Genomic DNA, 26,403 nt, shown 5'->3' with positions numbered 1-26,403 from the left:
TATGGAAAATAATAATACTGAATATTGGAAAGAAAGAGAAAAGCAAAGATTAAATGCAAGATTAAAAGATGAAAAAAAGGTATTAAATGAACTAGATAAACAATATAAAATTGCAATGAAAAACATAGAGAAAGAAATTGCTAATTTATTTTACAAATATGCTGAGCAGAATAAACTAACATATGCAGAAACACAAAAATATTTAACTAATAATGAGTTTAAGGCATGGCGTATGGACATTAAGCAATATATTAAATTAATAGAACAAACTGTTGATGAAAGACTACTATTAGAACTTAATACATTAGCTATGAAAAGTAGAATAAATAGGTTAGAAGAACTATTCTATCAAATATCTAAAGAGATATATAATACATTTGATATTCAAAATAATAGAGTAGAAAAGCTATTAGAGGAATCTGTAAAAGATAGTTACTATAAGAGTATATATGAAACTCAAAAGCGTGTTGGTGTTGGTGTAAGCTTCGCTAGACTTGATAAAGATATTTTAAAGGATATAATTACATATCCTTGGAGTGGTAAAAACTATTCAGAAAGAATTTGGAAAAATAGATATTTATTAAGTGAAGTTATCAAAGAAGAAATTACTCAGATGGTTATAAGAGGGGAGAGTTTGAAAAAGATTGCTAATAGAGTATCAGAGAAAATGGACTCTAGCTATGAAAATGCAATAAGATTAGTTCAAACTGAACATGGACATTTTATGGGGGAAGCTGATAAAAGAGCATACGAAAGTCAAAACGTAGATAAATATCAATTCTTGGCTACATTACAGGGGAATACTTGTGAAAAATGTAGAAATGTAGATATGAAAGTATTTTTAGTTAAGGACGCTATAGAAACAAAAAATTATCCTCCAATGCATCCACGTTGCAGGTGTACAACTATACCATATTTCCCGCATGAGCAAGAGGAAACAAGAACAGCACGACTACCAAAAGGTAAAACTTATGAAGTTCCAGCAAACTTGACTTATAATGAATGGTACAAGGAACATGTAATAAAAAATATAGAAGTTGTATAAGGAGCACTTGTTAAGTTTAAATAGCAAGTGTTTTATTGTGTAAAAATTCAAGGAGGAATAAGTGATATGGCTAAGTTTGTGAAGAAAGCAGTTGAAGTAGAAGCTTTTAAACTAGGTTATGATGTAGAACCAAAATGGTTTATTGAGAATGATAGAGTCTGTAATTTTATACAAGAAAAATGTATTGGTGGTAATGTGAGTTGTGACTTAGAAACATTAGAAGGTACTATGAGAGCTAATAAAGGAGATTATATTATACAAGGTGTAAAAGGAGAAATATATCCATGTAAAGCAGATATATTTGAAATGACATATCAAAAAGTAGAATATACTGCAACTATTGAAAATTTAACAAACTACGCTGAAAATTTAGAACAAAAGCATAGATACATTGATAAAGAAAAGGTTAAGAAAAATAACTTAGAATTTTCAGCTAAGTTGGAGCTAGATACAACAGATTTTGAGGAAAATATAAAAAGTGCTACAAAAGAAATTGACATATTTAACGAAGCAGTGAGAAATTTAGAAGAAAATTTAAATAGAATATTTGGAAAAGAAAAAATTAATGAAACAAAAATAAAAATAAAAAGTCCTGCAAAGCGACTTTCTGATGAGGATTTGAAGTATATAAGAGAGCTAGCATCTAAAGATATAAAAGCACGTTTTGCTAAAGAAGGGAAAACTAAGATAAATTATTAGATAAAAAAGGTAGGTGATTTTAATGTGTATATTAACTCAAATTATAGTTGTAGTTTGTGTAGTACAAATCGTTATTAATTGTATTGCTAATCTTAACGTAGGTATTCTTTGCAATAAATTAAAAAAAGAAAATAAAGCTAATATAGATAAAGTTTATGATGAAATTTTAAAGAAGGTAAAAGAAGAACTAAATAAATCGTTAGATAAAAGTCTATAAGGACTTTTTTATTTTGCTCGTTTTAAAAAAGTTGTAGAGCATAAAGAACAAAGAAACTCTCACAGTTGGAGAGCAACTATAAAAATCTATAGAGAAAATAAGAAGGGATGATGAGGAAATGGAATGGTTAAGAAAAATATTAGAAGGTATTAAAATCGAAGAAAATAAGCTTGATATCGAGGAAATATTAAAAAGTGTTAATACTGAATTTCCCAAACACGCAGTACCTAAAGAAACTTTCAATAAGGTAAATGAACAACTAAAAGAAGCAGATAAGACTATAAAAAGCTTTAATGGTAAAATGACTCAAGATGATATTGAGAAGCTTAAAACAGAGCATCAAACAGAAATTAAAAAGATAGAAGAAAATCATAAGCTAGAAGTTGAAAGAATACAAAGCGAGAGTATAAAGACAAGAAAATTAAGTGCTGTTGAGAAAGCTTTATTAACTAACAAAGCTAAGCATACTGATTTATTAACAAATAAGTTTGACTTAGAAAAAATAAGTGTGGGTGAGGATGGCAAAATAACAGGCATAGAGGAACAATTAAAAGAGTTACAAGAAAGCTACCAAGATTTGTTTGAATCTAATGTTACTGAAACTGCTAAACAAACAAATGCACAGTCTTTTTACAAGTATGTACCAGGTGGTAGTGGAGAAACAAACGAGAATGTAAATATGGAAGCGATGGTAAATGAAATATTAGGAGTTAAATAAATTAATGTGATTAAGAAAGGATGATGATTATATGGCTAATATATTAGCGTATGGGCAAGCTCTACAACAAGGCTTAGACAAACAAGTAACACAAGAATTATTAACTGGATGGATGGATTCTAACGCAAAACAAATAAAATACACAGGGGGAAAAGAAGTAAAAATAGGTAAGCTTTCTACAGATGGCTTGGGTGATTATGCAAGAGGTTCGTCTGATGCTTATGTTAATGGGGATGTTAAATTTGAATATGAAACTAAGGTTATGACACAAGATAGAGGAAGAAAATTCACATTAGATTCTATGGATGTGGATGAAACTAACTTTTTAGTAACTGCAACAAATATTATGGGCGAGTTCCAAAGATTAAAGGTTATTCCAGAAATTGATGCTTATAGATTATCTAAATTAGCTACTACTGCTATGAATGTAGCAGGAGACACTAACGTTGAATATGGATACACAGTAAATTCAAGTACAATAATAAATAAGATAAAAGCTGGTATAAAAGTAATTAGAGAAAATGGATATAATGGACCTTTAGTTTGTCACTTGAATTATGATAGTATGTTTGCAGTAGAAGAAAAAGTGTTAGAAAAGCTATCTTCTGTTACTTTTATACAAGGTGGTATAGAAACACAAGTACCTTCAATCGATGGATGCCCTCTTATAAAAACACCTCAAAACAGAATGTATTCATCAATAATACTTAATGATGGTACTTCTTCTAACCAGACAGAGGGAGGTTATTCAAAAGGGACAAAAGCAATAGATGCTAACTTTATAATAGCTCCAATAGATGTGCCTATTGCTGTTACGAAACAAGATAAAATGAGAATCTTTGACCCTGATACAAATCAAACAGCAGATGGATGGTCTATGGACTATAGAAGATACCATGAATTGTGGGTCCTTGATAACAAAGTTAACTCTGTATATGCTAATTTTAAAGATGCTAAACCTACAGCCTAGGAAGTGATTTAAATGTTTATATTAATTAAAGAAAATATAGAACGTAGAGTAGAAGAATCTTTTTTAAAAGATAAGCTAATACAAGATGGATTTAAGTTACTAGAAGATAAGAAAAGTATTGATATAGAAAATTCAACTCTTGAAGAACTGAAAAGCTTAGCAAAAGAAAATGGTATAGAAGGTTATTCAAAACTGAAAAAAGATGAATTAATAGAGAAATTAAATAATATTTAGTTTCTCTATTTTTATTTGAGGTGGTTAGATGTTAGAAAATATAAAGTTAATTCTAAATTTAAAAGATGATACTCATGATAATTTAATAAAGTTGTACATTAAAAAATACACTACTCTAGTTCTTGCATACTGCAATATAGAAACACTTAATGATACTCTTGAAAATATCATAGAAGATAAAGTCATTGTTAAATTAAAAGAAACACTATTAAGTAATAATAGTGCTGATAATGGCAAAGTTAGTTCAGTTTCTAGGGGTGGTTATTCTGTTACTTACAATGTTGCAACAGCTAAAACAACAGATGAATTAATGGAAATAAAATTATCTCAAAAGGATAAAAATATTTTGAATAATTTTAGAAAAGTTAGGTGGTAAAATGACAGAAGCAGATATATTAGCATTGACATACTTTTGTAAAATGACAATAAGAAGATGTGTAAGTATTAAAAATGAGGAGACAGGAGTTACGGATTTTGATGAGAATGTTGTAATTGTAGAAGATATACCATGTGCTATAAATGGGAATGTACCCAATATTATAGATACAGATATAACAAGCTCCATTTCAGTATTTGAGTTATACTGTAGACCCGAAATAGATTTGAGAGTTGGAGATATACTTGATATAACTTTAGAAAATGGGAATGTAGAAACATTTATTGCATCTAAACCTTTCTCTCACTTAAGTCACCTACAAACTAATCTAACTTTGAAGGAAAGATACTAATGATAGAGTTTAATAGTCTAGATGATTTAATAAGAGATTTAGAGAGACAAGAAAAAGAATTAACTAAGAACATTAGAAAAGCTAAAAACAAAATAGGCAATCAACTTCTTAGAAAAGTAAAGCAGAAAACACCAGTAGCTCCAAAGGATGGTGGAACAGCAAGAAAAAATTGGAAATATAAGGAACTTAATACTTTTGATGGAGTTGTATTTAATAACACAGAGTATATCAACCACTTAGAATTTGGTCATAGAACTAGACAAGGAACAGGAACTAGCGAAAACTACAGACCAAAAGAAGGTGGTATAAGATTTGTTGAAGGTGTTTTTATGCTAGCAAAAAGTGTTGATGAAATAAACAGTATAATTGACAATGAACTAAATCAAATAATAATAGATTTTTACAATTAGAGGTGATATGTTGTTAAGCTACAAAGATATACTATACTCATTCACTAAAGAAATATCTAAAAATTTTAATGAAGATATATTTGTAGAAGGATATAACATACAAGACAATAAAAAGTCTTGTTTTTTTGTGCAGATATTGCCAGAAGAAAGTAATTCAGCAACTAAAAGGACTGATATAAAAGGTTTTTTAGTTGATATAAAGTATTTGCCAAACTGGAAGAAAAAGAAAACTGATTTATTTGACATTCTAAATAAATTAGAGAACATATTCACTAGAAATATAAAAGTAAAAGATAGATATTTAACTTTCAGTAAGAAAAGTGGAAGTATAGAAAAAGATGAGATAGGAAATTATGTTCAATTTCTTATATCTATAAATTATCATGAGCAAATTTATTTTGAAGAAGAAAAACATGAGTTGATGGAAGAACTAAATATGAGATTTGAAAGGAGTGATTAAATGGCTGGATTAGTTAACATAAATATAGAGTTTAAAGAGTTGGCTACAAGCTTTATACAACGTTCCCGAGCTGGAATAGTAGTAATTGTATTGAAAGATACAACAAAGATGTATAAAGAGCTTACAAGCGAAGATGATATATCAACATCGTTAAGTGATTCTAATAAAAAATATATAAAATATGCTTTTATGGGTTCTACTGACAATGAGAAGATACTAAAACCAAGTAAAGTTATTATAAGCACTTTCACAGAAGATGGAAAAGTTGAGGATATACTAGAAGAATTAGAATCTGTAGAATTTAATTACTTATGTATGCCAGAAGCTATAGAATCAGAAAAACAAACAATTGCAAAATGGATTAAGAAAATAAGAGAGGAAGAAAGCACAGAGGCTAAAGCGGTTCTTGCAAATATCAAAGCTGATAATGAAGCAATTATTAATTTTACTGAAAATGTAGTAGTTGATGGTGAAGAAATAACAGCAGAAAAATACACGCCACGTATTGCTTCTCTTATAGCCTCTACACCTGGCACACAATCTGTTACTTATGCTCCTCTTGATGAAGTTGAATCTATTACAAAGATAGACAAAGCTAGTGCAGACGCTAAAGTACAATCGGGAGAATTAATTTTAAGAAGATTATCAGGTAAGATTAGAATTGCTAGGGGAGTAAATTCTCTTACAACTTTAACAGCAGAAAAAGGAGAAATATTTCAAAAGATTAAGCTTGTCGATACAAAAGATTTGATAAGCAAAGATATAAAAAATGTTTATGTCGAGAAATATTTACGTAAATGTCCAAACACTTATGACAATAAATGCTTATTCATAGTAGCTGTACAGTCATATTTAACTGGATTAGCGAAACAAGAATTAATTGACTCTAATTTTACAGTTGAGATTGACTTAGTAAAGCAAAAAGAGTATTTAGAAGGTAAAAAAATAGATACAAGTAAGATGAAAGAAAATGAGATAAAAGAAGCAAATACAGGTTCAAATGGATTTTATTTAATAAATTTAAAATTAGTAGATGCAATGGAAGATATAAATATAAGAGTCCAAATGTAGAAGGTAGGTGAGAATGTTGGCTACAAATTATGAATCAAATCAAGTTATGAATGGTACTTTTGGAGAATGTTGGTTAAATGAAGAACAGATAGCAGAGTGTAAAGCATTAAAAGCTGAAATTAAACTTGATAAAGCTGAAATAGTTAGACCTAGGAAAATGATTAAAGGTCAAAAAGTAATAGGTGCTAGTGCCGAAGGTTCTATAACATTATATCATGTAGATTCAAAGATGTTAAAATATATAACACAAATTATAAAAGAAGGTAGAGAGCCTAAATTCACTATTATTAGTAAATTAGCTGACCCTGATGGTATAGGGGTAGAAAGGATTTGCTTAACAGGTGTAAGTTTTGATGGGCTTTCTATTATAGACTGGGAGATTGGAAAAGAAGGAGAAATTGAAGCGTCTTTCACTTTTGAAGATTTTGAGATATTAGATGCAGCATAAAAAATAATTAACAATAAAAAGGAGAATTAATATGAGTGAAAATAAATTAGAAAAAGAAATAATAGAGAAAAAAGAAACAACAGAAGTGAAGAATATAGTAGAATTATTGCTCAAAATGGATGCAGGCGAAATTAAAATGCCAAGCATGACATGTACAATATTTTGTAAAAAAGTAGGTATAGAAATACCTTTTGAATGTACAGCATTGGAACCTGAAACTTTTGACGAATTACAGTCAAGTGGATTAAAAATAGAAAATGGTTCACTTAAAGATTTAGACAATTTTAAGATGAAAACAAACATTATATTAGCTTCTTGCAAAACATTTAAAGATAAGGCGTTATTAAAACATTTTAAATCTCCAACACCAAAAGAGTTATTAAGAAAAATGTTGTTGGCAGGTGAAATCAATGATTTATATAACAAAATATGCGAGCTAAACGGATATAGCGAATCTAATTCTGAAAAAGATAAGAGAATAGAAGAAAAAATAAAAAACTAATCAAATCGGATGGAGAAGTTAATTTAATGTATCTAATGTTTAGATACCATAATATGATGCCATCCGATTTTTTTAAGCTTAAATATGGTGAAAAACATGTAATTAGAGCTTTTATGTATCAAGAAATGGATGAAAAAATAGAAGAAATAAAGAATTTTGGAGGGGGGCTATAGAGTATGTCAGCAGGTAGTAGAGCTTTAGAAGCTGTTATAAGAATGCGAGATGAAGCTAGTAGAACTTTGCAACAAGTTAGAGATGCTACTAGAGCCCTCCAAAACCAAACTGATACAACATCACAGGCACAAGAAAGATTGCAAGAACAGTTAAAAAAAGTTGGGGAAATAGCATCTAAAGCATGTGCAGGGCTAGGTGCAGGAGTAGTGTCAATTGGTGGAATGGCAATTAAAGCAAATGAAGATTATCAAAAGGCTCTGAATCAGATACAAGCTTCAACAGGAAATACAGTACAAGGCATGGAACATTTAAAAGGGGCTATGCTTGGAGTATATAAAAATAATTTTGGCGAGGATTTTGCAGATATAGCAAATGCTATGTCTATAGTGGACAAAAGCCTAGCAGGAGCAACTGGAAACATACAAGGTTTAACTGAAAAAGCAATCGGATTCAGAGATACATTCGGATACGAGGTATCTGAAAGTATTAGGTCAGCAGATGCACTGATACAAAATTTTGGTATAAGTGGCGATGAAGCATTTAATTTAATGGCACAAGGTCAACAGAGAGGATTAGATTATTCGGGCGAATTACTCGATAATATTAATGAATATTCGGTTCAATTTAAAAAATTTGGGTTTACTGCTACAGACATGTTCAATATTTTTGAAACAGGCATGAATAGTGGAGCATTCAACCTTGACAAAGTTGGAGATGCAATAAAAGAACTTTCTGTAAACGCAATCGATGGTTCTAATACTACTGTAGATGCTTTTAAGAAACTAGGTTTCAACGCTGACGATATGGCTAAGAAATTTGCAGGAGGAGGCGAATCTGCTAAGAAAGCTTTTATGGACACTATGAAAGCTATAGGTGATGTAAATGACCCTTTGAAGCAAAGTACTATTGGAGCTCAGCTTTTTAAGACTATGTGGGAAGATTTAGGACCAGACGTTTGTAGGCAACTTGGCAATATAGGAGATAAGTTTGATGAAACAAAAAATACTATGGATGAAATAAACAAAATTAAATATGCTTCCTTCTCGCAAGGTTTACAAGGTATTGGCAGAATTATAAATGCAGATGTACTGATACCGCTTGGTCAACGAATGTTACCTGCTTTAAATGAGTTTGCGAATTGGTTGAAAAATGATGGTGTTAAGTCAATAAATAGCTTTGCTAAAGAAATTGAAAGTGGATTATCTAATGCTGTAAAGATTGCAACAAAAGCATTACCACCTTTGATAAAGTCTTTAAGTTGGATTTTAAAAAACGGAAGCACAATTGCAAGTATTTTTGTAAGCATAAAAGCAGCTTCTATTATGACTAGTGTAGTTAAAAGCATTGTTGCACTAAAAAAAGCATGGGTTGCAGCTAAATTAGCAGTAAGAATCTATATAGCAGGCATGGCAGAAGCAGGCACAGTATTAAGCGGATTTCAAGTTTTAGTTGGAGTTTTAACTGGAGAGATGACTATAGCTCAAGGTGTAACACAAGTTTGGAGTGCTACTTTAGCTACGTTAGGAGGACCAGTTGGTGTTGCTATAATTGCTATAGTCGCTTTAGTTGCAGGTTTAGTAGTCTTATGGAATACAAATAAAGGATTTAGAGATTTTGTTATAAAAGCTTGGAATAATATAAAAGAAACAGCAACAAAAGTTTGGGGAAGTATATGTAATTTCTTTACACAAACTATTCCACAAGCTTGGGAAAGTCTATGTACAAGTTTTTCAAATGCAGGAACTTGGTTTGTACAGATGTGGAACAACATAAAACAGACTTTTGTAAATGGTTGGAATGCTATTGTAGCTTTCTTTACTCAAACTATTCCAACATGGATAAATAATATTGGAGTGTGGTTTGGACAATTACCTGCAAAAATTGGCTATGGATTAGGATTTGCATTAGGCAAAATAATTTCTTGGGGTATTTCTGTTTGGACTTACTTAGTTACAAATGTTCCTATATGGATTAATAATATAGGAACATTCTTTGCTCAACTTCCTAATAAAATTTGGACTTGGTTAGTAAATACAGTACAAAAAATTGGGCAATGGGGCATGGCTATGATAACTTATGCTCAAATATATGCTAGGATGATTATTAATAATATAGTGGTGTTTTTTCAAACCTTACCTGGCAGAGTTTGGACTTGGCTTACAAATACAGTTCAAAAAGTAGTGAGTTGGGGAAGCCAAATGGCTACCAAGGGTAGAGAAGGAGCTAAAAAGTTAGTTGACACAGTGGTGGACACTTTAAAAGCACTACCTAAAAAAGTTTTGGACATAGGGAAAAATGTTGTTAAAGGGTTATGGGATGGTATAACTGGAGCTGGTGACTGGTTAAAAGGAAAAGTAAATGATTTTGCAAAGGGTGTAATAGATGGATTTAAAAATGGATTTGGAGTACATTCCCCTTCTTGGAAATTAAGAGATTTAGTAGGGAGATTCCTTCCTTTAGGAATTTGGGAAGGTATAAAAGTAGAATTACCAAGTTTGAAGAGTAATATTGACAATGTAGTTAGTAATTTAACTCAGAGAATGTACAAACCACAAGAAATTGAAGAAAGTGACTATACAAGTAAGTATAAAGAAGCTATAACACAAAGAACTCAGCAAAATACCATCAATAAAACTGATAGTAAAACTACTAATAATAAAGAAAGTAATAATATTACCATTAATATAAATTGGGGTGGTGTTACAGTTAAAGAAGAAGCTGATATGACTAAATTAACTAAGATGTTAGTTAATGAAATAAAGTTAAATTTAGCAGGTGGTGTATAGAAACATAGAACTCTAAAATATGTGAGTATGTGCTATAATTGTAGTATATCATTATATTTTAGGGGGGATAAATATATGGCATTATTTAGTTCTAAAGAAAATTGTGTAATATGTGGAGAAAAAACTAAAAATCTGAAAATTAAAGATGGATATGTATGTAAAAAATGTTTGCAAAGATGTACAGGAATAGAATATGTCCTTAATCCTGCTTTTGGTTCAGCATTTTTAAATAAAAAAAATAAAGAAGTTACAAAGGAGGACATTCTAGGTCTTCTTGAAAAAAGAGGTGATAATCTAGAGGAGTTAGATAACTTCAACACTACAAAACAAGTATCTGTTTATTTAGAAATTGATGAAGTACAAAGAAAATGTCTAATACCAGATGGTTCTATAGGGAAAAAAATAAACCCTAAAATTTTTTCTTTTGATGAGATTGTAGAATATGAACTAGTAGAAGATGAAGAAAGTATAATAAAAGGTGGTTTAGGCAAAGCAATAGCAGGGGGAGTGTTATTTGGAGGAGTAGGAGCTGTAGTTGGAGGCGTAACAGGGAAAAAGAATACAAAGACAGTTGTAAATAGTCTCAAAATAAAAATAACACTTAATAACTTAAATTATCCAAATGTATATATCAATTTGGTTACAACACAAACAAAAACAGATTCTTTTATATATAAAAATGCATATGATTCTGCACAACAAATATTATCTATGTTATCTATAATTCAAAACGGAAATAATGAAAATAGTATAGAAAAAAATACAGAAAGTAATAGTTCATTAGAGCAAATAAAAACATTAAAGGAATTGTTGGACATGGGGGCAGTAACAGAAGAAGAATTTAATGCTAAGAAAAAAGAATTATTAAATTTATAATATACAGAAAGCACTTGCAAACATGTAGGTGCTTTTATTATGGAGGTGATTGTGTTGAATAAAGGCATAAAGTTTATTGGCTCATTAAAGCGATTAAATTTCTTAATACAAGCAAAAGAAAATTTAATTAAAGATATACATGAGTATTCAAATAATGAAGAAGATATTGCTAGGTATGAAAATTTGGATAAAGCTTTTGAAAAAACTATAATTGATGAAGCTAAGTTTTTAATATCTTTAGAATAGATATAGAGGTGATGTAGTTGGAAATGTGGATTAGACAAGCAAATGACACCTTTAGATTTCCTGTTTTCCCAAGCTCTTTTGAGATAAACAGTAAGGCAATAGTAAATACCTCAAATATCTTGAAAACAGGAGAAATTGCAGTATTTGGAGGTGTAGGTTTAAGAACTACAGAAATATCTAGTTTCTTTCCTAAAAACGAAGCAAGTTACTGTGATTATACAGGTTTCCCAACACCATACGACTGTGTAAATAAAATTCAGAAGTGGATGAACGAGGGGCTTATATTAAGATATACCATTACAGAAACTAATATAAACATGGAAGTAATAATAGACAGTTTTAAATATGAAGAAAAAGACTGTACAGGAGATGTATATTTCACTTTAAATTTAAAAGAGTATAAAAGAATACAGATACCTAAAATCAATACGAGTTCAAATGATAAGATATCTTCAAAACTTGATTTACCTTTGACGAAGGGATTTGAAGTTAAAAATAAACAAAAGACTCATAAAGTGGGTAAAGGCGACAGTCTTTGGTCACTTGCAAAAAAATATTATGGCGATGGAGATTTGTGGAAGAAAATTTATGATGCAAATAAAAAATTAATTAAAAATCCTGACATAATAAAAGATGGATGGGTTTTAGTAATTCCTTAAGCGAGGTGATAGAGTTGCAAAAAGTAAGAATAATACCAGAAAACTATGGTCTAACGAAAGAAGATTTAACAGAAAAAGACTTATATTGTATGGCAAAACATATTCAAATAAACGTTATAAAGAGATGTTTTAGAGAAGAACATGATATATTAGACCCTTGCCAAACTTGTAAGTATGAAAGAGAATGTTTTAAAAGTGGATATGGTTATGCACACTGGGACACATTCATAAAATTATCAAAAATTACAGGAGTAAGAATGTGTCCAGGTGCAGGTTTTATAGACTAATTAATAAGTTTCTCTCCCTAGATTAGCCAAAGGACAGGATTTACCATCATAAGTGCATTTTTCTTGTGAACAATTATGTCCCATGAATTTTTTACCAGGATTAAGCTCTCTAGGTTTATGTACTAAGAGAAATTTACAAGTAACAGTAATATCCTTTTCTAAAAAAGGGCAATAACCTGTTACAGGTTTGAAGTCATACATAAAAACACCTCCTTTCATGGTATATTTTATCATTTTTGGTGGTGTTTTTATATGTGTAGAGTAAGTGAGGTGATTTTAATCAATAATATAAAATTACAGGTCCATATAAAAAATGGAGCTATATACAACATAACCGATATAGTAGAAAAAATTACATGGTCAGGTGATTATAAGTCACCATCAAGGACATTAGAGTTTTCTATAGTCCAGTCAGCTTCTGATATTAATTTTAGACAGATAGATATACCAATAGCTAGTACGGTTTGTTTTTATGTAGATGATAAAGAAATCTATCGAGGAATGATAATTAATAGGTCTAAAGACTCTAGTAATAATAGTATTAGCCTCACATCAAAAGACATGGGATTTTTACTTACTCAAAGCGAGGTATCATACAATTTTAAAGATAAGTTGGTTGAAGATATTGCAAAACAAGTTTTTAATGACAATAAACTTGCAATTGGAAATATACCTAAAACTAATGTTAAATATACGAAGATGTTTATTGGTGTAACTGGCTATGATACTATAATGAGTGCATATACAGAAGCTAGTAAGACAACTAAAAAAAAGTATATGATAGAAGCTAATGTAGATAAATTTAATGTCATTGAAAAAGGTACAGTTACACTAAATGTTATTTTTGAAGAAGGGTTTAACCTTATAAATACAAGCTTCTCAGAAAGTATGGAAAATGTAAAAAATAAGGTATTAGTTGTAGACCAGTATGGCAATAAAATAAGTGAGAAGGTCAACGACGAGATTTTCAAAGATGTTGGAGTAATCATGCAAAAAGTTATACAACAACAAGAAAATAATACAACAGATATAGAAAGTGAGTTTAAAGGAATAGAGCAGACTTGTAATCTGAAAGGATATGGTGACGTAAGTTGTATAACTGGCAGAGGTGTAAAAGTAAAGGATAGCTATACAGGACTTGTAGGTCTATTTTATATAGACACAGATAAACATAACTGGGACAGTTCTGGAAATTATGAGATAGACTTAGATTTGAACTTCCAAAATATTATGGATGAAAAGACCGCAGGACAAGACGAGCAAAAAGAAGAAAGCTCAGATTTTAGTGGTGGCGAAGGCACTCTGAATGGGAAAGAAGTAAAAGCAGAATTTACAGCTTATTATCCATCTAATAATCCACTTGAGGGTGGATATTATCAAGCGATGGACAACAAAAGACTTGTACCTTCAAACAATACTTGTGCTGCACCTAGTAAACTTAAATTCAAGACACAAATTCAAGCAAAATGTCCTGGCACTAAAATTGATGGCAAAACTTATACAGTAACAGATAGAGGTGGAGCAATTGACTTAAAAAATGGAGTGTATAGAATAGATATATTAATGTCTAGTGAAAAAGAATGTAATGATTTTGGAAGAAGAAAAGGAACTGTAATTATAGGTGATGGTACAGGATATACAAATGCAACAGGAAAAGCAAGTACAGTAATAGTGGAGGCAAAGAAACATTTAGGTAAGCCTTATAAATGGGGTGGAAATGGACCTAGTAATTTTGACTGTTCGGGATTGATGGTATATTGCTTTAAGAAAGTTAATGTTAATCTGCCAAGGACTTCAAGTCAGCAAGCAACTAAAGGCAAGAAAGTAGAGAAAAATAATTTACAGGCAGGAGACTTAGTATTTTTCCATAATCCAGTTAGTCATGTTGGTTTATATATAGGCAATGGAGAGTATCTACACGCCCCACAAAAAGGTGATGTGGTTAAAATAAGTAAGTTAAGTGTTAGAAAAGATTTTAATACGGCAAGGAGAGTATTATAAGGATGGTGATATAGTGGCTAATCCAATAAATGAATTTATAGGAATAATAAGAGAGGAAGGGAAACATTACAATGAACCTTCTTTTTTTATTGGAAAAATTAAAAGTAAATTACCAGATTTAAAAATAGAGACAAATAGCATTGTATTAGAAAAAGAAGATATTTTAATAGATAGTTGGATTCTTGATAGACAGATAGAAACATTTAATACAGAAACAAGCCAACAACATAAACATGAAGTAAAAAATCCGTTTATAGATACTTTTGAGGAAGAGGACACAGTAATAATGTTTAAAATAGGTAATAAATTTGCTGTTGTAAGTAAGTTGGTGAGTTTATAATGAGTACAATATTCCCATTCATAGGAGTGCCAGCAGATTATGAAGTATCAAAAGAAAAAGAGTTAGAATTATTCAGAGAAGTAGCATGGAACTTTGAAAAAGATGAGCCTGTTTTAGAAAATGGAGATTTTAAGATTGTTGAAGGAAATGAAGCTATCAAAGTTTGGGTATACAAGTGTATTAAAACAAATAGGTATGAGCATGAAATTTATAGTTGGGGATATGGAACAGAGCTATCTGAATTAATAGGTCAAAAATACAGTAAAGGGCTTACAGAAAGTGAAGCATCTAGGTATATAAAGGAGTCTTTACTAGTTAATCCATATATACTAGATGTTAATGTTGCAAATACAAAATTTACAGATGATTTATTAAGTGTAGACATAACTATAAATACAATTTATGGGGAGGTGGAAGTTAATGTATAGTAGTCAAACATATGATGTTGTTAAAAGCAGAACTCTATCCAATATAGATTTAAATATCTATAAAGGCGAGGGTTCTTTTTTAAGTGATATGGTATCTCCTGTTAATAGTGAATTAGCAAAATTCTATATAGAACTTTCCTACCTTCATAAAAAAGCTTTTATAGAAGACAACTTCTATGATTTTTTAGATAAGAGAGTAAATGAATTTGGAGTATACAGAAAGTTAGGAACAGAAGCGACAGGAGAAGTGATGTTCGAGGGAAAAGTCGGGACAGTTGTTCAAAATGGAACTATTATATCTTACAATGAGCTATTATTCGTGGTAATTAAAGATATAGAAATTAGTTCGGAAATCGAACGAAATACAAGCCCCATACAGGCTTTAGAAATTGGAATTAGATATAATATACCTGCAAACACAGAATTTAAGCTACAAGACGAAATAAACGGTATAACTAAAATTTATAATAATGCAGATTTTAAAGGTGGCACAGAAATAGAAACAGACGAAGAATTAAAAGAAAGATTCTATAAAATACAGAAAAATCAAGCTACAAGCGGAAATAAAGCACACTATGAGGAATGGGCTTTAGAAGTTGAAGGAGTATATAATGCTAAAATTTATCCACGTTGGGATGGAGCAGGAACGGTGAAAGTATTAATCTTTGGAGAAAATAATCAAGCTGTTGACTTAGAAGTAATTGAAAGATGTAGAGAGCATATCGAAGCAGAAATGCCGATTGGGGCTACACTAACAGTTGCAACACCTTCGTCACTTGATATAAGTATAAGTGCATCTATAAAATTAGAAGCAGGATATACACTAGATTTTGTAAAAGAAAGTTTCTTAGAAAGCATTAATAGCTATTTAATAAATGTTAATAAAGAAATAATTTACACCAAAGTAAGTGCAATACTTGCAAGTACGGAAGGTCTACATGACTTTAGTAATTTACTTTTAAATAATAAAGCTGAAAATATAAGTTTTGAAGAAGACAAAGTCCCAAGTGTTACGACGCTTGAATTTAGTGAGGTGGTAGCTTAATGAAGTTAATTGATAAGCTCCCTTCTTTTTACAACAATGATATTACTAGAAAAATACAAGAAGCTTATGATATAGAGCTAGAAACACTTAGAGAAACTTATGACGATACTTTTGACCAATTCTTTGTTGATACTGCAACATGGGGATTAGATTACTGGGAAAATATTTTATCTATTAAAAATAGATTTGATTTAAGCATAGAAGATAGAAGAAGTAATATAAAAGCGAAAATGAGAGGCAAGGGTACAACTACAATAGAAGTTATAAAAGTGATAGGAGAGGCTTATACAAAGACTAATGTTGATGTAGAAGTGTTCAGTAATCTATTTAGTTTTACACTTAGTTTTATAACAAATAATTGCAGTTATAACACTATTTTAGAATTAGATAAGAAAATAGAAGAAATAAAACCTGCACATCTTGAACACAAATTTGAGAGAATACTATTTAATAAAAATGGGCTTTATACAGGAGCAACAATGAGCACAGGAGAAACAGTTACAATATACCCTTATGTACCTAGAAATTTAGAAAGCTTTGGAGAAATAGCTATTTGTAGTGGAAATGATAGAGCATTAGAAAAAGTAACATTGTATCCTAAAAAATAGAAATGAGGTGATAAAGTTGGCAGAACAACAATATTTTACTTTAGTGACTGACATTGGCAAGGCAGCAATAGCAAATGCAAGTATCACAGGTGAAAAAGTAGATTTTGCAAAGATAAAGGTCGGAGATGGTGGAGGGACTTCTTATACTCCAACAGAGAGCCAAATAGCTTTAAAAAATGTAGTTTGGGAAAGTACACTTGAACATGCACAATCAGATAAAGACAATCCAAATTGGGTAGTAATACAAAAATTCATACCAGGAGATGTTGGAGGATTTGAAATAAGAGAAGTTGGTCTATTCGATTCTAAAAACCAATTATTAGCGATTTCTAGTTATCCAGTAACATACAAACCTAAAGCAGATTCGGGAACTGTAAAAGAACTATTAATAAAAGTTATATTAGTTGTATCTAATGTGGCTAATATTAATCTAAAAGTAGACCCAACTGTTATACTTGCGACACTTAAAGATATACAGGATTTAGATGCTAAAATAGATACTGTTGACACTAAAATTGATACAACTAAAACGGAGTTAACAAGCAATATAGAAACTGCTAAGACGGAGATTAACAATAAAATAGGAGATACAACACTACTTGAAACAACAGATAAAACAAATATAGTTAGTGCAATAAATGAGGTAAAAACTAGCGTAGATAGTATAGAAACAACAGCAGAGAAAACAAGTTATAACAATGCAACAAGCAATCTTACTGCTACTACTGTGCAAGGGGCAATAGATGAAGTTGTTGCAAAGATAGAGACTTTTAATGAAATCAATATAAATACAATAAATAATATATTACCTATATAGAAAGGAGTGTGAAAAAAATGGCGTTATCAATGAGTTATTTTAATTTACCTGACAAAAGAGAATATACTAAAAATCTTGCATTTAATCCATTTGCAGGTGGAAGGCAAAATTTTGGGTGGATTGGTGGTGACCATGGACTAAATGGTGAGTTTGAAGAAACTTGCTTAAGTTGCACTTACAATGGCTCAACATTAAATTGGGGTTCAGGAAATGTTTGGGGCTTGGGGGGATATGGTCAATATACATTTACTTATAATTGTGAAAGTATGCACGTTGGCACAAAACAAGTATTTCCATACACTTCTGATAGAATTATAACTATAAAAGGAAAACCTAGTATATCAGGAATTGATAATGTGCTTTCAGATAAGCGTAAAGGATTTAGTATTGATTTTTCCGTAAATGATGATACTCCAAATGCTAATTTAACTGTCTATGTTAGCTTAGATGATAAAGTAATTCAGACTTTTAATAATGTTACAAATAACGCTAATTTAACAGCTATAGTTACAGATGAGCAAATAAATTCTTTTACTGTAAGTACGCATCAACTAAAAATAACATTAAATGATGGCTATGATAATTTTTATAGAATTTACTCTTTTTGGAAAAAGGATAAAGGAATTAATATAACATCAAGTGCAACTGACAAACAAGCTAAGTTTACTGTAACAAAAATATACAGTGAATTGACAAAAATAGAGTGTTATTTAGATGAAACATTAAAAGAGACTTTTACTACAGACTTGTATTCAGAAAAGACTATAAACTATGAACTTACAGACAACGCAATACACACATTAAAAATAGTTGTAACTGATGCAGAAAATGTTGTAGAAGAAAAAGTTATAAGTATAAGTAAGAGTATAATGCCACTTCCAACAGATGCTAATTTACAAGATATATCATCTAAATTGGTAGAGATTGGAGAAGGGTTTAAGAATGGAAAAACAAGTATCATAAATGTATTGGCATTAAAGAATATAGAAGCAAGTTTAAATAATACACTCGTTGAGTTGTCAGAGAAAATTAAGGGAGGTTTTGATAGTGGAGACGCTAGTTTACAAGATTTGATGAATCAATTAACACAAGCTAATAATACTATAACTCAGTTAAATACTCAAATAAGTGCATTAAATTCTAAATATAAATATGCTTATAGCACTGATGTTACATTGCATTGGTTTGTTGATTGTGGCTTTAGACCTGATTTTGTTATTTACCACTGCTGGACTAAATCAACACAACTTCTCACTATTGCTACACCAGACAAATATTTTTCTTTTATGAATAGTTCTCGTGGTTGGGCTATTATTCAAAGTGACCCTAATGATGAATATTCTTTTTCTGAAAATGATACTACTAGATTTTTTGGTACAGTATTTAGAGAGAATGGTTTTTATTGCTCCGACATGCCAAACGATTCACTTAATGATAAGTATTATTTTTATTATGCTATTAAATGTTTATAGGAGGTCTAGATATGAAAAATATAGGAAGAATAGTTTTTTATGATAATAAAACAGGAGATGTATTAATGTTTTATGGAGAAAAAACAGTAAGTAATAGTATAGATATCAATATTCCTAAAATAGATTCTATTGAGTTGCCATATGGAAGTATAGATTATACTAGAAATAGGCTAATAGGTATAAATGTAGAAACAAAAGAACCAATTTTGGAAGAAATAAAAGTAGAGTTAACAGAAGAAGAAAAAAGAATACAAGAATTAGAAAATCAATTACTAATTGCAGAAAATGAAAAGGTAGGAGGAATTTTATAATGAATATAAATAATGTTGTAGTAAGAATATTAGCAGAGAGAATATTAAACAAAGGATTGAACCCTTTAAAAAATAGACCTTTTGAGTTAGATGATGTAACTAACACAGAGTACAGAAAAGCTGTAGAGGATTATATTATAGAGCATAGTGGAGTAGTAAAAGGAGAAGAACCAACAATATAGGTTCTTTTTTTATGGGCTTAGATAATTTCTAAGTCCTATTTTAATACAAAATTAGGAGGATGTATGAATATAACAATAGTTTTTTTAGCAACAAATATATTTATAAAGTTAGTAATATTAGCAATAGCATTTGATACATTACTAGGTTGTTTAAGAGCAATAAAAACACATCAGTTTAATAGTTCTTTTGGCATAAATGGAGGAATAAGAAAAGTTGCAATGATAGCATGTATATTTTTTCTAGCAGTAGTTGACATACTTACAAAGTTTAACTTTTTATTTATGTTACCGCAGGATTGGGTTGATTTTTTACGATTAAATCATCTTGGAATATCCGAATTTTTCTCTATTTTATTTATTCTATATGAAAGTGTAAGTATATTAAAAAATATGTACTTATGTGGATTGCCAGTGCCCAAAAAACTAAAAGAGAAAATAGGAAATTTACTAGATACAATGACAGACGAATTGAATGTTAAAGGAGGAAAGTAAATAATGAAAATAGCAATAGTACCAGGTCACACACTAACAGGTAAAGGAACAGGAGCAGTTGGCTATATAGATGAAGGAAAAGAAAACAGAATACTAACTGATTTAATTGTTAAATGGTTAAAACAAGGTGGAGCAACTGTATATACTGGTAAGATAGATAAATCTAATAATTACTTATCAGAACAATGTCAAATAGCAAATAAACAAGACATAGACTTAGCAGTGCAAATCCATTTCAATGCAAATAATACAACCCTAAATCCTATGGGTACAGAAACTATATATAAAACTAATAATGGCAAAATGTATGCAAATAGAGTCAATGATAAACTATCAATGGTATTTAAAAATAGAGGGGCTAAGACAGATACAAGAGGGCTTTACTGGCTTAGTCATACAAAAGCACCAGCGATATTAATTGAAGTATGTTTCGTAGATAGTAAGGCAGATACAAACTATTATATTAGACATAAAGATATAGTTGCTAAGTTAATAGCGGAAGGCATTTTAAATAAGACTATAGATAATACAGAGGAGAAAAAGAGGGTCAAACATACAATAGTATACAGCGGTGATGATAAAGTATCAGCAGACATTTTAGGACTATATTATAAGAGAGCAAAAGAAAGTTATTTAGTTACAGATATAAAAGACTATAAGCCACACCAAACACAAAATCTATATGTAATTGGTGGAGTAACTTGTAATAAGATGAAAGAAATGAGTAAGACCACAGGAGAAAAGTTTACTCAGATATATGCTGATGATGTATGGTTAACTATGGATAGAGCTAGAGCGTTTGTAAAAGAAAAGTTATAGAATTGACATACACTAAAATAGGTAAGACGAATTTTATATAAGATTCTTCTTATCTATTTTAATGGGTTAAATTTTATACTAAAGCACACTCGCACAACAAAATCATTATTCTATGAAGGCAAGACTCTACAATATCTTCTCCATATTTTTTAATGAAATCATCAAGCTGAGTTTCTATGAATGAATAATATTCTTTTAAATTAGCAATATATGCAGTCATTATGTGAATACATTCATCAATCATATCATTAAACATAAGCAATCCCCCTAAAAAATGAAAAATAAAAAATATTCAGTAAATTATGCATATTATGTTATCTAAAATCTTATTTAAATAATACTTTTTTTAAAAATATTTTACAAGTAGATATGCGAAACTAGGCATTATAATTGTAAAACTAGTTATATTTATTAATTGTATAACCAAAGAGAAGTACACAGCTATAAAAGGTAATGATTTGATACGCTTTACAAAATATTAGATTTTATCAATAGATAGAAGTGAATACTATATGAAAGAATTATAAATATATGGAAAAATATGTTTAATATCGTTTTGATTAAGGTATAAAGTTTTATAAATAAAACGATAAGGGGTGGATAAGATGTTAATAAATGATAAAAGTTTTTATCCAAATAATATTTATCCAACAATAGACTTTCTAAAGATAAAAAGGCAATTAAAATCAATATGCAAGAATGATTTATCTGATTGTGGAAACATATGTATAATAGAAAGAAAAGACTATTCTATAAGTATAAATAGCATAGGTGAGATAAATATATATTATGATTCAAGATATGAAAATAAGATACAGAGTGTAGTCGGTGAGATTGAGCAGTTATTCAAGTCTCAAATTAAAAATTTTAGTATATCAAAACTTAAGAATTGATGATTAGAAGGTAGCGACTGGAGATAGTTGTTACCTTCTTTATTGATTATATCAGCGTTTTATTATAAATAGTTTATATAGTTATATATTTCCTTCTAATTAAATAATATAGCATTGTTGTTATAGTATATACTAATATTATTGCTATTATTGTAATATCTAATCTTCTTGTAAATAAGCCTATTGCTATATACTCAAGACCTGTTACATAGCGATAAAGTGCTTCTAGTTTAACAGTTTTTTTCTTATCTATATTTCCATACATTGATTCTAATTTATTAAAATATTTTTCACTGCAAAAACTAGTTTTAGGTTTAATTAAAGATATTATTATAGTTAATACTATAATTCCCACTCCAATAAGTATAAGATTGATATTCCAAAAATTCATAGTAGGATACCTCCTTTACAAAATAATTTTTATGTATGTTTTTTATATTCTTTTGCAAAGAGGAAAGGAAGATAAAATAATGATACAAATATAAGCCTCTCTAAAATAACATAGTAGCTAAATGTCATTTCAGAACTATTACAAATAACATCTAAATTATCAATTAAAGCATGAATTATAGAACAAAACCATATATTTTTAGTTTTCAAATAAACATAACCTAAAAATATAGAAAGTCCGATTCCATATATTAAATGAATTACACTTCCCATTATTGGAGCATCTGGACTATAGAATGTAAATTGTAAAGGTAAATGCCATAAACTCCAGCAAACACCTACAATTATAACACCTATTTTTTTGCCAAATTTACCAAAGAAAATACTTTGTAAAAAACATCTCCAGCCGTATTCTTCAGATAAAAAAGGATAAATATATATTAGTGATATTATAGTAAGATTAAGATAAAATAAAATACCATTATAATTAAGATTATTTTTGCTTATTATTAATCCAAGGATAATTTGAGAAAATATAAAGTAGACAATTAATAAAGCACCTATTCTTAGATTTCTTAGAAGATACAAATCTGTTGGTTTAGAAGAATAAATAATAACACATAAACTACTTATAAAGGTTAATACAACATTTATTATTGAGAATTCATTATTTGTTATTAACTTTAATGAGGCAATAATAAATAATAAAAAGTACAGAAGGAAAAATAATATTATCAATGAATAAAACTTATACCTATCATTAGTTTTTCCTTCTGTATAAAATTTTGCGATAGCAACAGAAGATAAAGGTAATATCATCATGAATGATGCAAAATTTTCTGGGTCAATAAATTTATTGAAATATAATAGTAAACCTAATAAATAGGTTAAGCCAAAAGTTATAGAAAAAAATATTATAATCTGAGTTTTCTTTCTTTTTTCTTCATTTTCAATATATCTTGGATTTAATAAATCAATCCATTTTTCTTGTAATTTCAATACAAAAACCTCCTTTAACATATTACTTTCTTTTCTATAATAACAAATTCATATTGTATTAATTTTCTTAATAAAAGTATAGCAGCAATGTAAGTATAAAGAGTATCTAAAATATTACAAATATTAACAGGTTATATAAAACTAGAAATATCATTTTTTATAACATAAAAACAAGAGAACTATATTTTTATTATTACAATTCGCTTGATTTAAGTTGTTAATCCTTTATATATTCAAAAATTTCTTCTATGCTTACATTAAATACATTAGCAATATCAAATGCTAGTTTCAATGAAGGATTATATTTTCCGTTTTCTAGGTTGCCAATAGTTTCTCTTCTTACACCTACCAATGATGCAAGTTCTTCTTGATTCATATTGTACCTTGCTCTATATTCTTTAGTTTTTGAACGAATTATCATTATTCTAATCCTTTTCCTTCTTTATGTTGTAGATATGCGAAAATTCCTATAAAACTAATCATTGCTATAGAAAAGCTAATTCCTAGTCCATTTTCTATATTAGAAGTTTTATCTGAAATAATAGATATAACCATAGATGCTGATAATGATGTAAGTGTTAAGAAAAATGCTGGTGTTGCTGCTTTTCTTAAATTTTCTTTAAATAATTCATCTGGCATTATATTAAAGTATCTAAAGAAAACAAAAAACGCACAGAAGCTAATTGTATGTATTTCACCAGTATATAATATACCAATTAGCCCTAGAAAACCTAAGAAACCTAAAAATCCAAGCTTATTTAGTTCTTTAAAATTTTTCATTAATAATTCCTCCAATACTATGCAATGTGATGTATTTTTAACTTCTTGTTAAGAATATATAACATTTTATGGTTGTCATGCAATATAAAAAATAAATTTAATATAAAAAAATATTTTATAAATATTACTTATCTATATTATTAATAAAATAAGTAGTTTTTTATTATTTAAAAAGAAATACATAAAACTATAGTAGAAGTTGTAACAATAAAACGAACAAAAATTATCATACTAGAACATAAGACATGTTATAATTGTATTAGATATATACATTAACATATACCAAAGCACTCTTTTTATAAGAGTGCTTATTTTTTATATGGAATAAATTGGAATAAATATATATTCTAATTCAATTGATTACACACTCTTATTGGTATAAAATTTAGTTATACATAAATTGGTAAGAGGTGTAAACTAATGAAGATTAATAAATTACCACATGCAGAACTAAAACTGATGAAATATATTTGGGGAGTGGATGATATCTTAGCCTCAAGGGATGTCATAGAAGCTATGAAGTTAAAGTATGATTGGAAAAAGAGTACAACACTAACATTCCTAAAAAATTTAGTAGACAAAGGATTTTTAACTACTGATAAGGTAGATAGATGTACATATTATACTATAGCTATAAAAGAGAAAGATTATTTAAAAGTTGAGACAAAGAGTTTCTTTAGTTTTATGCATAACAATTCATTTAAGAGTTTTATTTCAGCATTACATGATGATGAAGTTTTAGATAGTAAAAGCTTGGACAAATTAGAAGAATACTTTAAAAATTTGAAAGAAGAAGATATTGATGACTAATAAAGCTATCAGTATCTTTTTAGTTTGAGACAATTGAGAGTAGCGTTTTGATTTAATGTTAGTGTTATGTGATGGTAGAAAATTATATAAAGAAAAGTGATTATTTCCTTAGTATTTGATAGTAAAAAATATAGAAAATAATACCAACTAAATTTTAAAGAAAGATATGAAATACTACAATAGCTTAAATCATGCAAATATGATAAAGAAATTGAAATTATAAAAGGAATATAATTTTAGAAGAAATAGTTGACAGATAAATTACCTTACTATATTATTGTATTAATAAAATAATACAATAATATAGTAAGGAGGTAATAAATGAAATCTAGAAAACATAATATTACAAAAGGATTATTTATAGTTTACATAATTGTTTTAACATGGATAATACTATTCAAGTTGCAATTTGATATTTCAACTCTTGAAACGATGAATCTTAGAAGTATAAACTTAGTACCTTTTGCGGGTTCACTTATAATTAATAATAGAGTAGATATATCAGAGATTATATTAAATGTGGCTATATTTATACCATTTGGGATATATGTGTGTATGCTAAAAGAAGAATGGAGCTTTATAAAAAAAGTCGCACCTATTTTTGGAGTTAGTTTAGCATTTGAAACACTTCAATATATATTTGCACTAGGTGCAAGTGATATAACTGATTTGATAGGAAACACACTAGGAGGAATCATAGGAATAGCTGTTTTTATGCTATTATCGAAAATATTTAAGAATAATACCATAAAAATTATCAATATATTGGCATTGATTGTGACAATTATTGTTGTATTATTTTTAGGATTAGTTATTTTTTCAAACTTATAGAAATAAGTATATAGGTTTAGCTTAAAATAGACCGTAAAATACAGTTACATATAAAATTATTTACACATAAAAAGCACCTATACAGGTGCTTTCCTAAATTATTAAAGAATTATTGTATCTTGAAACTCTTGTATGTTCAATTCTTGATTTTCTCTTGTTTTTTCTAATAAATCTAACGCACAATTTATACAAACTTTAATTTCTGCATTGGTATTTTTCTCATAATAAGTTATATATTTATTTCTATATTTATCTATTTCTTTTCCACAACGACTACACATTACAATTATGCTCCTATCTTAGTTCCTCCATCTCTAACTATTCTTAATATATTCAATAGTAACACTTTTCTGAAAATAATAATTGTTAAAAAAGTTTGATGATTTGGATGTATTTTTAGAAAGTAGAAAAATATATACTTACTGACTAATGATAATCTTATATGTATTTTAGTTTGAGTGATTTAAGAAAAGTATTTTGAATGGGTATTATTTTATAGAGTAAATAAATACATATAAAAAGTAGTGTTTATTTCATTACACACTACTCTTTATACGTTGTTGGTATTACTGGTCTTCATGTAATTTTAAATGAACCATTAATTCAAAAGAATCTAGTTTTTGTTCTTTAGACTTATAATAAACTGCTTTATCAA

General features: G+C 28.8%; 40 protein-coding genes. 33 read left to right on the top strand and 7 right to left on the bottom strand.

Translation table 11 applies throughout. The features are described from left to right. The first annotated feature begins 1 nt into the window (after position 1). The 19 genes from IC175_RS18485 to IC175_RS18395 all read left to right on the top strand — a co-directional run bounded on the left by IC175_RS18485 (position 2) and on the right by IC175_RS18395 (position 12,530). Complete coding sequence (locus IC175_RS18485; protein WP_227851872.1) at positions 2 to 1,045, top strand: minor capsid protein; 1,044 nt, start codon at positions 2 to 4, stop codon at positions 1,043 to 1,045. 66 nt (positions 1,046 to 1,111) lie between these two features. After that, positions 1,112 to 1,744: a hypothetical protein gene (locus IC175_RS18480; protein WP_227851871.1), complete on the top strand. Its 633-nt coding sequence runs from the start codon at positions 1,112 to 1,114 to the stop codon at positions 1,742 to 1,744. A 22-nt stretch (positions 1,745 to 1,766) separates the two neighbouring features. Further along, on the top strand, positions 1,767 to 1,961 hold the full coding sequence (locus IC175_RS18475) for a hypothetical protein (protein ID WP_227851870.1): 195 nt from the start codon (positions 1,767 to 1,769) through the stop codon (positions 1,959 to 1,961). A 118-nt stretch (positions 1,962 to 2,079) separates the two neighbouring features. After that, entirely contained in the window at positions 2,080 to 2,679 is a 600-nt protein-coding gene (locus IC175_RS18470; protein ID WP_227851869.1) for a phage scaffolding protein, read from the top strand. A 31-nt stretch (positions 2,680 to 2,710) separates the two neighbouring features. Next, positions 2,711 to 3,649, top strand: a complete 939-nt coding sequence (locus tag IC175_RS18465; protein ID WP_054271807.1) for a hypothetical protein — start codon at positions 2,711 to 2,713, stop codon at positions 3,647 to 3,649. Positions 3,650 to 3,661: 12 nt separating this feature from the next. Continuing rightward, positions 3,662 to 3,883: a Rho termination factor N-terminal domain-containing protein gene (locus IC175_RS18460; RefSeq protein ID WP_227851868.1), complete on the top strand. Its 222-nt coding sequence runs from the start codon at positions 3,662 to 3,664 to the stop codon at positions 3,881 to 3,883. A 28-nt stretch (positions 3,884 to 3,911) separates the two neighbouring features. Then, positions 3,912 to 4,259, top strand: coding sequence for a phage head-tail connector protein (locus IC175_RS18455; RefSeq protein WP_227851867.1), 348 nt, complete (start codon positions 3,912 to 3,914; stop codon positions 4,257 to 4,259). A gap of 1 nt (position 4,260) precedes the next feature. Next, on the top strand, positions 4,261 to 4,611 hold the full coding sequence (locus IC175_RS18450) for a hypothetical protein (RefSeq protein ID WP_227851866.1): 351 nt from the start codon (positions 4,261 to 4,263) through the stop codon (positions 4,609 to 4,611). After that, positions 4,611 to 5,021: an HK97 gp10 family phage protein gene (locus tag IC175_RS18445; protein ID WP_227851865.1), complete on the top strand. Its 411-nt coding sequence runs from the start codon at positions 4,611 to 4,613 to the stop codon at positions 5,019 to 5,021. The genes IC175_RS18450 and IC175_RS18445 overlap by 1 nt, the downstream gene beginning before the upstream one ends. Before the next feature lie 7 nt (positions 5,022 to 5,028). After that, positions 5,029 to 5,481, top strand: a complete 453-nt coding sequence (locus tag IC175_RS18440) for a DUF6838 family protein (RefSeq protein WP_227851864.1) — start codon at positions 5,029 to 5,031, stop codon at positions 5,479 to 5,481. Further along, a complete protein-coding gene (locus tag IC175_RS18435) occupies positions 5,482 to 6,552 on the top strand; it encodes a phage tail sheath subtilisin-like domain-containing protein (protein ID WP_227851863.1) in 1,071 nt (356 codons plus the stop codon). A gap of 13 nt (positions 6,553 to 6,565) precedes the next feature. Beyond that, positions 6,566 to 7,000: a phage tail tube protein gene (locus IC175_RS18430; protein ID WP_227851862.1), complete on the top strand. Its 435-nt coding sequence runs from the start codon at positions 6,566 to 6,568 to the stop codon at positions 6,998 to 7,000. Between the two features lie 31 nt (positions 7,001 to 7,031). After that, positions 7,032 to 7,502: a phage tail assembly chaperone gene (locus tag IC175_RS18425; RefSeq protein WP_227851861.1), complete on the top strand. Its 471-nt coding sequence runs from the start codon at positions 7,032 to 7,034 to the stop codon at positions 7,500 to 7,502. 26 nt (positions 7,503 to 7,528) lie between these two features. After that, on the top strand, positions 7,529 to 7,675 hold the full coding sequence (locus IC175_RS18420) for a hypothetical protein (protein ID WP_227851860.1): 147 nt from the start codon (positions 7,529 to 7,531) through the stop codon (positions 7,673 to 7,675). 3 nt (positions 7,676 to 7,678) lie between these two features. Continuing rightward, positions 7,679 to 10,462: a phage tail tape measure protein gene (locus IC175_RS18415; protein WP_227851859.1), complete on the top strand. Its 2,784-nt coding sequence runs from the start codon at positions 7,679 to 7,681 to the stop codon at positions 10,460 to 10,462. A gap of 75 nt (positions 10,463 to 10,537) precedes the next feature. Beyond that, complete coding sequence (locus IC175_RS18410; RefSeq protein ID WP_227851858.1) at positions 10,538 to 11,338, top strand: SHOCT domain-containing protein; 801 nt, start codon at positions 10,538 to 10,540, stop codon at positions 11,336 to 11,338. Between the two features lie 54 nt (positions 11,339 to 11,392). Continuing rightward, positions 11,393 to 11,584, top strand: a complete 192-nt coding sequence (locus IC175_RS18405) for a hypothetical protein (RefSeq protein WP_227822913.1) — start codon at positions 11,393 to 11,395, stop codon at positions 11,582 to 11,584. A 23-nt stretch (positions 11,585 to 11,607) separates the two neighbouring features. Continuing rightward, positions 11,608 to 12,243, top strand: a complete 636-nt coding sequence (locus tag IC175_RS18400; RefSeq protein ID WP_227851902.1) for a LysM peptidoglycan-binding domain-containing protein — start codon at positions 11,608 to 11,610, stop codon at positions 12,241 to 12,243. 5 nt (positions 12,244 to 12,248) lie between these two features. Further along, positions 12,249 to 12,530 (top strand): hypothetical protein, encoded by a 282-nt coding sequence (locus IC175_RS18395; RefSeq protein ID WP_227851901.1) that lies wholly within the window; start codon positions 12,249 to 12,251, stop codon positions 12,528 to 12,530. Here IC175_RS18395 and IC175_RS18390 read toward each other — a convergent pair whose 3' ends face one another. Next, positions 12,531 to 12,731 (bottom strand): hypothetical protein, encoded by a 201-nt coding sequence (locus IC175_RS18390; RefSeq protein WP_074178739.1) that lies wholly within the window; start codon positions 12,729 to 12,731, stop codon positions 12,531 to 12,533. Between the two features lie 300 nt (positions 12,732 to 13,031). Here IC175_RS18390 and IC175_RS18385 point away from each other — a divergent pair, with 300 nt between their 5' ends. The 11 genes from IC175_RS18385 (at position 13,032) to IC175_RS18335 (ending at position 21,045) form a co-directional block, all read left to right on the top strand. Then, positions 13,032 to 14,531: an NlpC/P60 family protein gene (locus IC175_RS18385; protein ID WP_227851900.1), complete on the top strand. Its 1,500-nt coding sequence runs from the start codon at positions 13,032 to 13,034 to the stop codon at positions 14,529 to 14,531. Between the two features lie 13 nt (positions 14,532 to 14,544). Next, positions 14,545 to 14,871, top strand: coding sequence for a DUF2577 family protein (locus tag IC175_RS18380; RefSeq protein WP_227851857.1), 327 nt, complete (start codon positions 14,545 to 14,547; stop codon positions 14,869 to 14,871). After that, entirely contained in the window at positions 14,871 to 15,299 is a 429-nt protein-coding gene (locus IC175_RS18375) for a DUF2634 domain-containing protein (RefSeq protein WP_227851856.1), read from the top strand. The genes IC175_RS18380 and IC175_RS18375 overlap by 1 nt, the downstream gene beginning before the upstream one ends. Further along, positions 15,292 to 16,344 (top strand): baseplate J/gp47 family protein, encoded by a 1,053-nt coding sequence (locus IC175_RS18370; RefSeq protein WP_227851855.1) that lies wholly within the window; start codon positions 15,292 to 15,294, stop codon positions 16,342 to 16,344. Before IC175_RS18375 ends, IC175_RS18370 begins: the two co-directional genes overlap by 8 nt. Then, positions 16,344 to 16,952, top strand: a complete 609-nt coding sequence (locus IC175_RS18365) for a putative phage tail protein (RefSeq protein ID WP_227851854.1) — start codon at positions 16,344 to 16,346, stop codon at positions 16,950 to 16,952. Before IC175_RS18370 ends, IC175_RS18365 begins: the two co-directional genes overlap by 1 nt. A gap of 16 nt (positions 16,953 to 16,968) precedes the next feature. After that, complete coding sequence (locus IC175_RS18360) at positions 16,969 to 17,769, top strand: phage tail protein (RefSeq protein ID WP_227851853.1); 801 nt, start codon at positions 16,969 to 16,971, stop codon at positions 17,767 to 17,769. A 17-nt stretch (positions 17,770 to 17,786) separates the two neighbouring features. After that, positions 17,787 to 19,241, top strand: coding sequence for a hypothetical protein (locus IC175_RS18355; RefSeq protein WP_227851852.1), 1,455 nt, complete (start codon positions 17,787 to 17,789; stop codon positions 19,239 to 19,241). An 11-nt stretch (positions 19,242 to 19,252) separates the two neighbouring features. After that, positions 19,253 to 19,552 carry a hypothetical protein gene (locus tag IC175_RS18350; RefSeq protein WP_227851851.1) on the top strand — a complete coding sequence of 100 codons (300 nt, stop codon included), beginning with the start codon at positions 19,253 to 19,255 and terminating at the stop codon, positions 19,550 to 19,552. Next, positions 19,552 to 19,734, top strand: coding sequence for a hypothetical protein (locus IC175_RS18345; RefSeq protein ID WP_227851850.1), 183 nt, complete (start codon positions 19,552 to 19,554; stop codon positions 19,732 to 19,734). Before IC175_RS18350 ends, IC175_RS18345 begins: the two co-directional genes overlap by 1 nt. A 63-nt stretch (positions 19,735 to 19,797) precedes the next feature. After that, the gene (locus IC175_RS18340) at positions 19,798 to 20,226 is read left to right on the top strand and encodes a phage holin family protein (protein WP_255615875.1); all 429 of its coding nucleotides are present in this window, start codon (positions 19,798 to 19,800) and stop codon (positions 20,224 to 20,226) included. 3 nt (positions 20,227 to 20,229) lie between these two features. Beyond that, positions 20,230 to 21,045: an N-acetylmuramoyl-L-alanine amidase gene (locus IC175_RS18335; RefSeq protein ID WP_227851849.1), complete on the top strand. Its 816-nt coding sequence runs from the start codon at positions 20,230 to 20,232 to the stop codon at positions 21,043 to 21,045. 73 nt (positions 21,046 to 21,118) lie between these two features. Here IC175_RS18335 and IC175_RS18330 read toward each other — a convergent pair whose 3' ends face one another. After that, entirely contained in the window at positions 21,119 to 21,301 is a 183-nt protein-coding gene (locus IC175_RS18330; protein WP_227435222.1) for a hypothetical protein, read from the bottom strand. A gap of 349 nt (positions 21,302 to 21,650) precedes the next feature. On the opposite strand from IC175_RS18330, the gene IC175_RS18325 reads away from it, so the two are divergent. Next, positions 21,651 to 21,938 (top strand): hypothetical protein, encoded by a 288-nt coding sequence (locus IC175_RS18325; RefSeq protein ID WP_227851848.1) that lies wholly within the window; start codon positions 21,651 to 21,653, stop codon positions 21,936 to 21,938. Positions 21,939 to 22,011: 73 nt separating this feature from the next. On the opposite strand, the gene IC175_RS18320 is transcribed toward IC175_RS18325, so the two are convergent. The 4 genes from IC175_RS18320 to IC175_RS18305 form a co-directional block, all read right to left on the bottom strand. Then, positions 22,012 to 22,329 (bottom strand): hypothetical protein, encoded by a 318-nt coding sequence (locus tag IC175_RS18320; protein WP_227851847.1) that lies wholly within the window; start codon positions 22,327 to 22,329, stop codon positions 22,012 to 22,014. Positions 22,330 to 22,358: 29 nt separating this feature from the next. After that, positions 22,359 to 23,327 carry a CPBP family intramembrane glutamic endopeptidase gene (locus IC175_RS18315; protein ID WP_227851846.1) on the bottom strand — a complete coding sequence of 323 codons (969 nt, stop codon included), beginning with the start codon at positions 23,325 to 23,327 and terminating at the stop codon, positions 22,359 to 22,361. 217 nt (positions 23,328 to 23,544) lie between these two features. Next, on the bottom strand, positions 23,545 to 23,748 hold the full coding sequence (locus tag IC175_RS18310) for a helix-turn-helix transcriptional regulator (RefSeq protein WP_021384460.1): 204 nt from the start codon (positions 23,746 to 23,748) through the stop codon (positions 23,545 to 23,547). Next, entirely contained in the window at positions 23,748 to 24,107 is a 360-nt protein-coding gene (locus IC175_RS18305) for a DUF3796 domain-containing protein (RefSeq protein WP_227834498.1), read from the bottom strand. Before IC175_RS18305 ends, IC175_RS18310 begins: the two co-directional genes overlap by 1 nt. Positions 24,108 to 24,527: 420 nt before the next feature. Here IC175_RS18305 and IC175_RS18300 point away from each other — a divergent pair, with 420 nt between their 5' ends. Both IC175_RS18300 and vanZ1 read left to right on the top strand, forming a co-directional pair. Beyond that, entirely contained in the window at positions 24,528 to 24,917 is a 390-nt protein-coding gene (locus IC175_RS18300) for a BlaI/MecI/CopY family transcriptional regulator (protein ID WP_227851845.1), read from the top strand. 321 nt (positions 24,918 to 25,238) lie between these two features. Further along, the gene (gene vanZ1, locus IC175_RS18295) at positions 25,239 to 25,748 is read left to right on the top strand and encodes a glycopeptide resistance protein VanZ1 (RefSeq protein ID WP_227851844.1); all 510 of its coding nucleotides are present in this window, start codon (positions 25,239 to 25,241) and stop codon (positions 25,746 to 25,748) included. A gap of 101 nt (positions 25,749 to 25,849) precedes the next feature. On the opposite strand, the gene IC175_RS18290 is transcribed toward vanZ1, so the two are convergent. After that, complete coding sequence (locus tag IC175_RS18290; RefSeq protein ID WP_021366504.1) at positions 25,850 to 26,029, bottom strand: hypothetical protein; 180 nt, start codon at positions 26,027 to 26,029, stop codon at positions 25,850 to 25,852. Positions 26,030 to 26,403 lie beyond the last annotated feature (374 nt).

The organism is Clostridioides sp. ES-S-0123-01, assembly GCF_020658415.1.
Taxonomy (GTDB): domain Bacteria; phylum Bacillota; class Clostridia; order Peptostreptococcales; family Peptostreptococcaceae; genus Clostridioides.
This window is presented reverse-complemented; position numbering and strand designations above follow the sequence as displayed.